7 protein-coding genes are annotated in these 7,713 nt (G+C 45.7%); 5 read left to right on the forward strand and 2 right to left on the reverse strand.

Going from position 1 to position 7,713, the window contains the following annotated elements; translation table 11 throughout:
• Both COT43_11765 and COT43_11770 read right to left on the reverse strand, forming a co-directional pair.
• Positions 1-449 (reverse strand): acyl-CoA synthetase (locus tag COT43_11765; protein PIS27190.1); only part of this gene is annotated, 449 nt, incomplete at its 3' end.
• A gap of 24 nt (positions 450-473) precedes the next feature.
• On the reverse strand, positions 474-716 hold the full coding sequence (locus tag COT43_11770) for an acyl carrier protein (protein ID PIS27191.1): 243 nt from the start codon (positions 714-716) through the stop codon (positions 474-476).
• Between the two features lie 311 nt (positions 717-1,027).
• Here COT43_11770 and COT43_11775 point away from each other — a divergent pair, with 311 nt between their 5' ends.
• The 5 genes from COT43_11775 to COT43_11795 all read left to right on the forward strand — a co-directional run bounded on the left by COT43_11775 (position 1,028) and on the right by COT43_11795 (position 7,155).
• Positions 1,028-2,962, forward strand: coding sequence for a Glu-tRNA(Gln) amidotransferase GatDE subunit E (locus COT43_11775; protein ID PIS27192.1), 1,935 nt, complete (start codon positions 1,028-1,030; stop codon positions 2,960-2,962).
• Positions 2,959-4,344 carry a Glu-tRNA(Gln) amidotransferase GatDE subunit D gene (gatD, locus tag COT43_11780; GenBank protein PIS27193.1) on the forward strand — a complete coding sequence of 462 codons (1,386 nt, stop codon included), beginning with the start codon at positions 2,959-2,961 and terminating at the stop codon, positions 4,342-4,344. Before COT43_11775 ends, gatD begins: the two co-directional genes overlap by 4 nt.
• Positions 4,345-4,370: 26 nt before the next feature.
• Positions 4,371-6,287: a hypothetical protein gene (locus COT43_11785; GenBank protein PIS27194.1), complete on the forward strand. Its 1,917-nt coding sequence runs from the start codon at positions 4,371-4,373 to the stop codon at positions 6,285-6,287.
• Between the two features lie 138 nt (positions 6,288-6,425).
• Positions 6,426-6,719, forward strand: a complete 294-nt coding sequence (locus COT43_11790) for a hypothetical protein (protein ID PIS27195.1) — start codon at positions 6,426-6,428, stop codon at positions 6,717-6,719.
• Between the two features lies 1 nt (position 6,720).
• Positions 6,721-7,155 (forward strand): hypothetical protein, encoded by a 435-nt coding sequence (locus tag COT43_11795; GenBank protein ID PIS27196.1) that lies wholly within the window; start codon positions 6,721-6,723, stop codon positions 7,153-7,155.
• The last annotated feature ends 558 nt before the right edge of the window (positions 7,156-7,713 follow it).

Raw genomic sequence — 7,713 nt, forward strand, 5'->3', positions numbered from 1 at the left:
GATCGCGGATCAGTGTTGATCACGCCGAGATAATTCGGACCTATGAACGACATATCGTATCGAACAGCAATCTCTTTCAACTGATTTTCGAGAACGGCGCCTGCTTCTCCCACTTCTTTAAATCCAGCAGAAATGATAATCGCCGATTTGATTCCCTTTTGTCCGCATTGCTCCAGCGCCATGTGGCAAACGGAACTGGGAAAGACGAGAATCGCCAGATCGACTTCATCCTGAATATCGACGACGTATTTGTAGGCTTTGACGCCAGCGATGAACTTCTCCTTCGGACTCACTGGAAAAACGATTCCATTGAAATCCGCTTTCAGAATGTTCATCAGGATATCGCACGGAACGGTGCCGACGACTTTATTGGCGCCGACAATAGCAACCGAATCCGGATAGAATATTTTATTCAGGTTCTGTTGATGAATTTGTGCCCGAGTTATCATGAATGCTCCTAATCGAATTGTAAATTAGCCTAAGTAACCAGCGATGAATTGCACGGCGTCCTCGACGGTCTGAACTCTCAGGGCCTTGTCTTCATCCATCTCTAATCCGAATTCTTCTTCGAATCCGGCAACCAGTTCCAGACTCTGCATCGAGTCTGCCCCGAGATCGAAGATAAAGTTCGCATTGTCGGACACTTCGCTGACATCCATTTTCAAAACTTTTGCTACAACCAATTTGACTCGTTCACGAACCTCTGTTTTTTCCACTTTCTACTCCTTTACGATGATTTCATCTTACCTATTTGCTATTAATGCTACTTATAATCATTTGACGAAATACTAATAATTCCAAATTCAAGATACAAGAAATATTTATCACATTCGACTAAATCCAGTTGTTTTCTACGACATGAGGAATTCCGAAATTTCATCCCACATCTTTCGATAGGACAAGAACAAGTTAATTATTTAACTTTTTCAAGTTGGTTTTCCGAAGCATTATTTTTAATTTCCCGTCGTATGATGAATAATATTTTGATTAAAACAATTACCTTTCCTCAGATAGAAAGAAACGGTTTATGACGGAAATGATGAAGCCATTTGAACAAATGACTGACGAAGATTACGCTGATCTTGGACTACAGTCAGGATTGGAAATACATCAGCAAATCCTGACGGAAAAAAAGTTGTTTTGCCGATGCCCTGCGGGTCATTATTCGACCGAATATGATGCGGAAATTCTCCGCCACATGCGTCCGACGCTATCGGAACTCGGCGAATACGACGGCACCGCTTTAATGGAATTCAAGACAAAAAAAGAAATCATCTACCAAATCAATCGCGAGACAGTTTGCACGTATGAAATGGATGACACGCCGCCTTTTGAGATCAATCAAAGCGCGCTCGAAATCGCATTTCAAATCGCAATGCTGATGAATTACAAACTCGTGAATGAAATTCACATCGCAAGGAAACAATATCTCGACGGAAGCATTCCAACCGGATTTCAACGAACGACGATTGTCGGTGTCGATGGTTTCATTCCCTACAAAAACCGAAATATTGGCCTCATTCAGCTTGGTCTTGAAGAAGATTCCTGCCGCGAAGTTAGCGACATCGGTCATCGGCGCGTTTATCGGACAGATAGACTCGGAATGCCGCTGATCGAAACGGTTACGCGTCCGGAAATGCACACGCCTCAGGAAGTCGCCGACGTTGCGAATATTCTTCGCTGGTTAGTCAAAAGTACCGGATTTGTTCGGACTGGAATCGGCTCGGCGCGGCAAGATGTAAACGTCAGCATCAAGGGCGGGACGCGAATTGAAATCAAAGGCGTCCACCGGATTCCGCTCATTCCACTTTTAATCTACAATGAAGCCATGCGTCAGCGATCACTCCTACTGATTCGTGACGACTTACGAGAGCGCGGAATCACTGAATCGACGTTTAAAGCCGAAACCGCCGATGTGACTCATCTGATGACAAGTACGCAATGGGACCCGATTCGCTGGGCATTGCAACACAATGAAAAAATCGCATGCGTCAATTTAAAAGGTTACAGCGGCATTCTCAGTTATCCGACGCAAACCGGAAAAGTTTTTTCCAAAGAAATTTCCGACCGCGTCCGCGTTATTGCTTGCCTCACGCGACTTCCGAACATTTTGACTTCTGAAAGTACCGAAGAAACTATTGGAAGTCATGTCTGGAATAGAATCCGCAAACTCTTCTCGGCAACGTCACAGGACGCGCTGGTTATCGTTTGGGGAAATGAACAAGATTTGCAAACCGCCATTCAAGAAATCATTATCCGCGCTCGTGAAGCGATGATCGGAGTTCCGGGTGAAACCCGGCAGGCGCTGGCTGATGGAACGAACGGTTTCGAACGAATCCTTCCTGGACCGGAACGCATGTATCCGGACACGGATTTACCGCCACTGGAATTTCCGCCGGAGCGCGTCGAAGTCCTCCGAAAAAATCTTCCACCCCCAATATGGGAGCGTAGAACTCGATATAGAGATGCTGGAATTCCCAACCATCTAATCATTCCAATTGCCGCTTCGCCGCGTGCTTTATTTTTCGATCGGTTGATCGAAGCGAACGATCTTTCACCGAAATTCTGCGCAAGAATTTTCTTCGAAAAAATAGTCGCATGGCGACGTTGTGGATTACCAACGGAAAGACTGACCATTGCGGTTTTTTCGGAGTTTTTCGGAAAAATAGTCTCCGATCCTTCGCTCCTCCCAAACGCTGAACGAATCCTCCGCCAATTTCTCACATCGGATGAAAGTCTCTCAATAATTATAGAAGCGTTTTCACCGATTTCAATTTCGCATGATGAGATTTTATCTGCGCTGGTTGATATTGATAAAACCGAACCACCAAAATCGCCGCAGATTGAGGCAAACATCCGCTATTTTATAGGAAAGTTAATGAAACGATTCCAGTTCAGGATTCCAGCGAAAACCGTCTTACCCATCGTCGGTGAATTTGTAAAAAATGGGAGGCGCTCATGAGCAACAATCCCTATAAAGGTTATCGCGATCCCGTTCTTTCTGTTTTAAAAGAAAACTCGGTCGAAGTTTGGAGCGACGTTGAACTTCTGACCGATCAGGGCGAATTCAAAGGCATCATTCTGCCTCGCAGTGAAACTTCCGATGCCAAACATGTCGTCTTAAAATTGCGAAATGGTTACAACATCGGCATCGCCTTCAATCGGATTCGTTCCATCAAGGAAATCGGACGAAAAGAGGCGCATTACCAGATTCCCGAAAAGGAATTTCCGCGCGATCCGAAGAAACCGAACGTCAAATTACTCGGAACGGGCGGAACGATCGCCAGCCGTCTGGATTATCGGACGGGCGCCGTCATTCCGGCATTTTCACCCGGAGAATTGTACGGATCGGTTCCGGAACTTGCCGATTATTGTAATTTGGATACCGAGCGGCTTTTTGGCGTTTTCAGTGAAAACATGGGACCGGAGCAATGGATCGCGACCGCTCAGGCGATTGCCGCGGAAATCCAAAAAGGAACGCATGGAATCGTCATCGGTCATGGAACGGACACGATGCATCACACATCGGCGATTCTCTCGTTCATGGTTCAGAATTCACCAGTTCCGATTGTCATGGTTGGATCGCAACGATCTTCCGATCGTCCCTCTTCGGATGCGGCGTCGAACCTGATCCACGCCGTTAAAACCGCCGCGGAAAGTGACATTGCTGAGACGATGGTTTGCATGTTCGGACCGACTTCCGATCAATATGCGCTTCTGCATCGAGGCACGCGCGTCCGAAAAATGCACTCCAGTTACCGCTCGACTTTCCGTACGATCAGCGATATTCCACTAGCAATGGTTGATCGGGAGAAAATCACTCCGTTGAGACAGGATTATCAGCGGCGCCGGCCTGATAAAAATGTCACGCTCAACACAGCATTCGAGGAAAAGGTTTCCATCGTCTATTATTATCCGAACATGAAACCTGACATCATCGACTCGCTCATCGACAATGATTATCGCGGTATCATCATCGCCGGAACCGGTCTCGGGCACGTCAACAAGCCACTTTATCCGTCGCTGAAACGCGCCTGCGATAAAGGAATTTCCGTGTTTATGACGGTTCAAACATTGTGGGGTTATGTCCAGATGTATGTTTATGAAACCGGGCGCGAGATCATGCAACTCGGCGTCATTCCGGCGGCAAATCTCCTTCCGGAAGTCGCGTACGTCAAGCTCGGCTGGGCGCTCGGTCAGACAAAGGATCCGCAAAAAGTTAAAGAAATCATGCTGACGTCCATCGCGGGAGAAATCACCGAGCGCGAACCGTACGACGGTTATCTGATCTATCAGGGCGGCATTCCAGAAGTCGTAGAATTCCTACGACAAATTAAACGATAAAAGAAGGAAGAATTTCGGAGGTTTTCATGAACAAACGACTAATCACATTTTTTACGTTTATACTGACTGCCACGATTCTTCTAGCAACACCTGACGGAGATTTGCGAACGAATACTTCGCACGTCCTTTTCTCTTCGATTCCTAAACATTTTCAATTATATACGCGAAATGAAAACGATTCGGCGACTGTCGCCATTTCCGGAAAAGTCACGACGACCGGTTACGATTCCATCCAAACGGTTGTCTATCGAAACGGCGAAATCTGGAAAAAGATCGCCCAACCGCTTGCCTATTCAGGTTCCGAAGCTGCATTTTCCCTGAAACCGCAAATCCATGCTGAATTGTCCGAGTACAAATTCGATGTCGAACTTATAGCGGGCACACAAAAAACTCTAATTGTTACCTGTGACAGTATCGTTTGCGGAGATGCCTTTTTACTCTGTGGACAATCAAATTCACATAATGCGCTTTCAACGGAAACCTATGAAAATGAATTTTGCCGGACGTTTGGCGTGAAAGTCGGCAATTCCAATTATTATCCATATAATCCGGCGGATACGCTCTGGAGCCGCGCTCGCGGCTACTCTTCAGTCGGGCCGAACGTCGGTGTATTCGGGCTCGAACTTCAGAAATTCCTAACCGATGAAATAAAGGTCCCATCCTGCATCATTAACGGCGGAACCGGCGGAAGCATCATCAGCGAAAACCTTCCGAATTCGGCAAATCCCGCCGATCTGAACACGATTTATGGCAAAGTCCTCTATCGTGTTCGGGAAGCCGAATTATCGCGAATCCGTGCAATGATCTGGTATCAGGGCGAGAATGACGCCGATTCCATTAACACCGTGGCATGGCTCGGCCGGTTCAAGACATTGCTGGAAGGTTGGAAAACTGATTTCCAACCGGAAAAAGTCTATGTGTATCAAATTCATCCCGGATGCGGTGGAACATGGATGAGCAAATTGCGCGAAATTCAACGCACGATTCCCGACTCGCTCGCCGAGCCAAATATCACGATGCTATCGACATGCGGCGCAGTCGGCCACGATGGTTGTCACTACGTCAAGGAAGGATATATAATGTTGGCGCGCTGGTTGTTCGATGTTATGCGCGCCGATTTTTATGGCGCATATACGGATATAATCGATTATCTGCCGCCGAACATTCAAAGCGCCAATTACGATCCGGCAACGCTTCAACTTACTCTAACTTTCGATAATACTTACGAACTCGTCTGGCCGGCGGATACATTGAACGAAAGCCTGACCGACTATTTCTATCTCGATAACGGATTCGGCAATATCGCCTCGGGAATAGCGCGTAACGATTCGGTGATCCTGACGCTTGGGAGTCAGCATTTCTTTAAGACGATCACGTACTTACCGGATCAAAATTACAACGATGGAAGCGGTTATTATTACGGTCCGTGGTTGAAAAACAGCCGGGGAATCGGCGCTTTCTCCTTTCATGGAATCAAAATTCATAATCCATCTGAAACGGTTCGTCTCATTTCACCAAACGGCGGAGAAATCTGGATTCCCGATTCAACTTATGAAATCACATGGGAACAATCGAATCTCTCGAAAATCAAATTGCTATACTCAGCGGACAGCGGACAAACCTGGATCGACATCGCTGATAATCTCGATGCAAGCATCTGTCATTTTTCATGGAAGACGCCCGCCGACGTCGCATCGAAATCCTGCAAAGTTCGGATCGTCGATATGAATAATTCGATTACCGCCGACGAAAGCAACGCGCTGTTCGGCATCTTCCAGAAAAAGATCACTGTGACTTATCCGAACGGCGGCGAAGTATTGGAAGTCGGTTCGACGATCACAATCTCTTGGACAAGCAGTTTTGTCGATTATGTTCGAATTCAGTATTCTGTTGATAACGGCGTAAATTTTGCGACGATCAAATTGCGGGTTCCGGCGTCTTAACTGACTTATTCGTGGAAAATCCCGACGCTTGCATCGACAATTTGCCGTATTAAAATCCGTGACGTGGACGACGTGCTTATTGCCGATCTTAGTGACTCCATTTTTACTATACGGACAGGCTCCGTTGTCGAGCCGGAAATGAATCTTCCAACCGTATTTGCGCTAGAGCAAAATTATCCAAATCCGTTCAACGCCGTCACGACATTCCGGTATGCTTTACCGACGACGAGCGACGTCAATCTGACAATCGTCAATTCAGTTGGTAAGACAGTTGCCGTTTATACAGTTGATCGTCAATCTGCCGGTTATCACATTTTCCGAATTTCGTCGGAAAACCTGCCGTCGGGAATATATATTTGCAGATTTTCGGCGCAATCGATAACGACTGACAAATCTTTCCATTCAGTGAGGAAGATGGCGCTGATCAAATAAAGTGTTCGGAAATCACTTGCCTGATTACCTGAAAGTTTTAAGACAACTTTTTCGGTTTTCGCTTCGTCTTATTGAGTGTTCTTTTAAAATCGTGAAACTCAATAGAAAGTGGAAAACAATGAAAACTCTGTTCAAAATTACCGCATTATCTTTGCTCTTTGCCAGCATCCTTTTCGGAACGTACCTGATGGCGTTCAACAGCCAAAAAACAGTTATCATCATCGTGAATTCGACGGAAGAGAACTTTGACTACACATTATCCAACGCCCTCGTTTCGCTCTCGCAATCGGGCGAGACCACCGGTTATGGAAAGATAATCATCAATCTTCCGAACTCCAAAATCACGGCAAATGTCAAACTCAGCGTTATCAAATTACTGTCCAACGGACATATTTCCGCAAGCCGATTCATCAGAAAACACGTGATATTCAGTTGATTCCAAGCAGACATCGTTTTTCTCCCTCATCGCGTCAGATTCTCAAATCCGACGAAAAACACGGCATCCATAAAACCGTCAGGTTTGAGAACCTGACGGAACAGAAAAACGATATTTTTCCCGTTTCTTCCTGTCTTCGCGCTTTCATGTGCCCCCTCCCAAACATAACTCACGACCTTCCGAACATAACTCATTCAATTTTTTTGTACCTTAGTTATACTTTGGAGCCCCTGAGTTATGTAAAAAGCGTCCTGTAGTTATACTTTTTCAGGGTGTAGTTATATTTTAGAGCCCCTAAGTTATATCCGGGAGCCCCTCAGTTACCTTCCGAACATACCTTAGTTATGTTTTAGAGTACCCAAGTTATATTTGCGAACCTCGTAGTTCACCTGCGATTGTCCTGAATTGACAACCGAAATTGGCAATATCTTGCCGGATCGTTTCTGTGATAAAATGAGCGCTTATTTACGGGTTGTGTAAATCAAAGTGTGTAAACTCATAAACAAGTTAGACATAATTCTTTAAAATTTCCTCAAAGTAAATTAACAATTGCGCATA

The organism is Candidatus Marinimicrobia bacterium CG08_land_8_20_14_0_20_45_22 (assembly GCA_002774355.1).
Taxonomy (GTDB): Bacteria; Fidelibacterota; UBA2242; order UBA2242; family UBA2242; genus 0-14-0-20-45-22.

What these genes read in the sequence shown, in the direction of transcription:
- COT43_11775 (PIS27192.1), top strand. Translation starts at nt 1,028, where the DNA reads ATGACGGAAATGATGAAGCCATTTGAACAAATGACTGACGAAGATTAC.
- COT43_11785 (PIS27194.1), top strand. Translation starts at nt 4,371, where the DNA reads ATGAACAAACGACTAATCACATTTTTTACGTTTATACTGACTGCCACG.
- gatD (PIS27193.1), top strand. Translation starts at nt 2,959, where the DNA reads ATGAGCAACAATCCCTATAAAGGTTATCGCGATCCCGTTCTTTCTGTT.
- COT43_11790 (PIS27195.1), top strand. Translation starts at nt 6,426, where the DNA reads ATGAATCTTCCAACCGTATTTGCGCTAGAGCAAAATTATCCAAATCCG.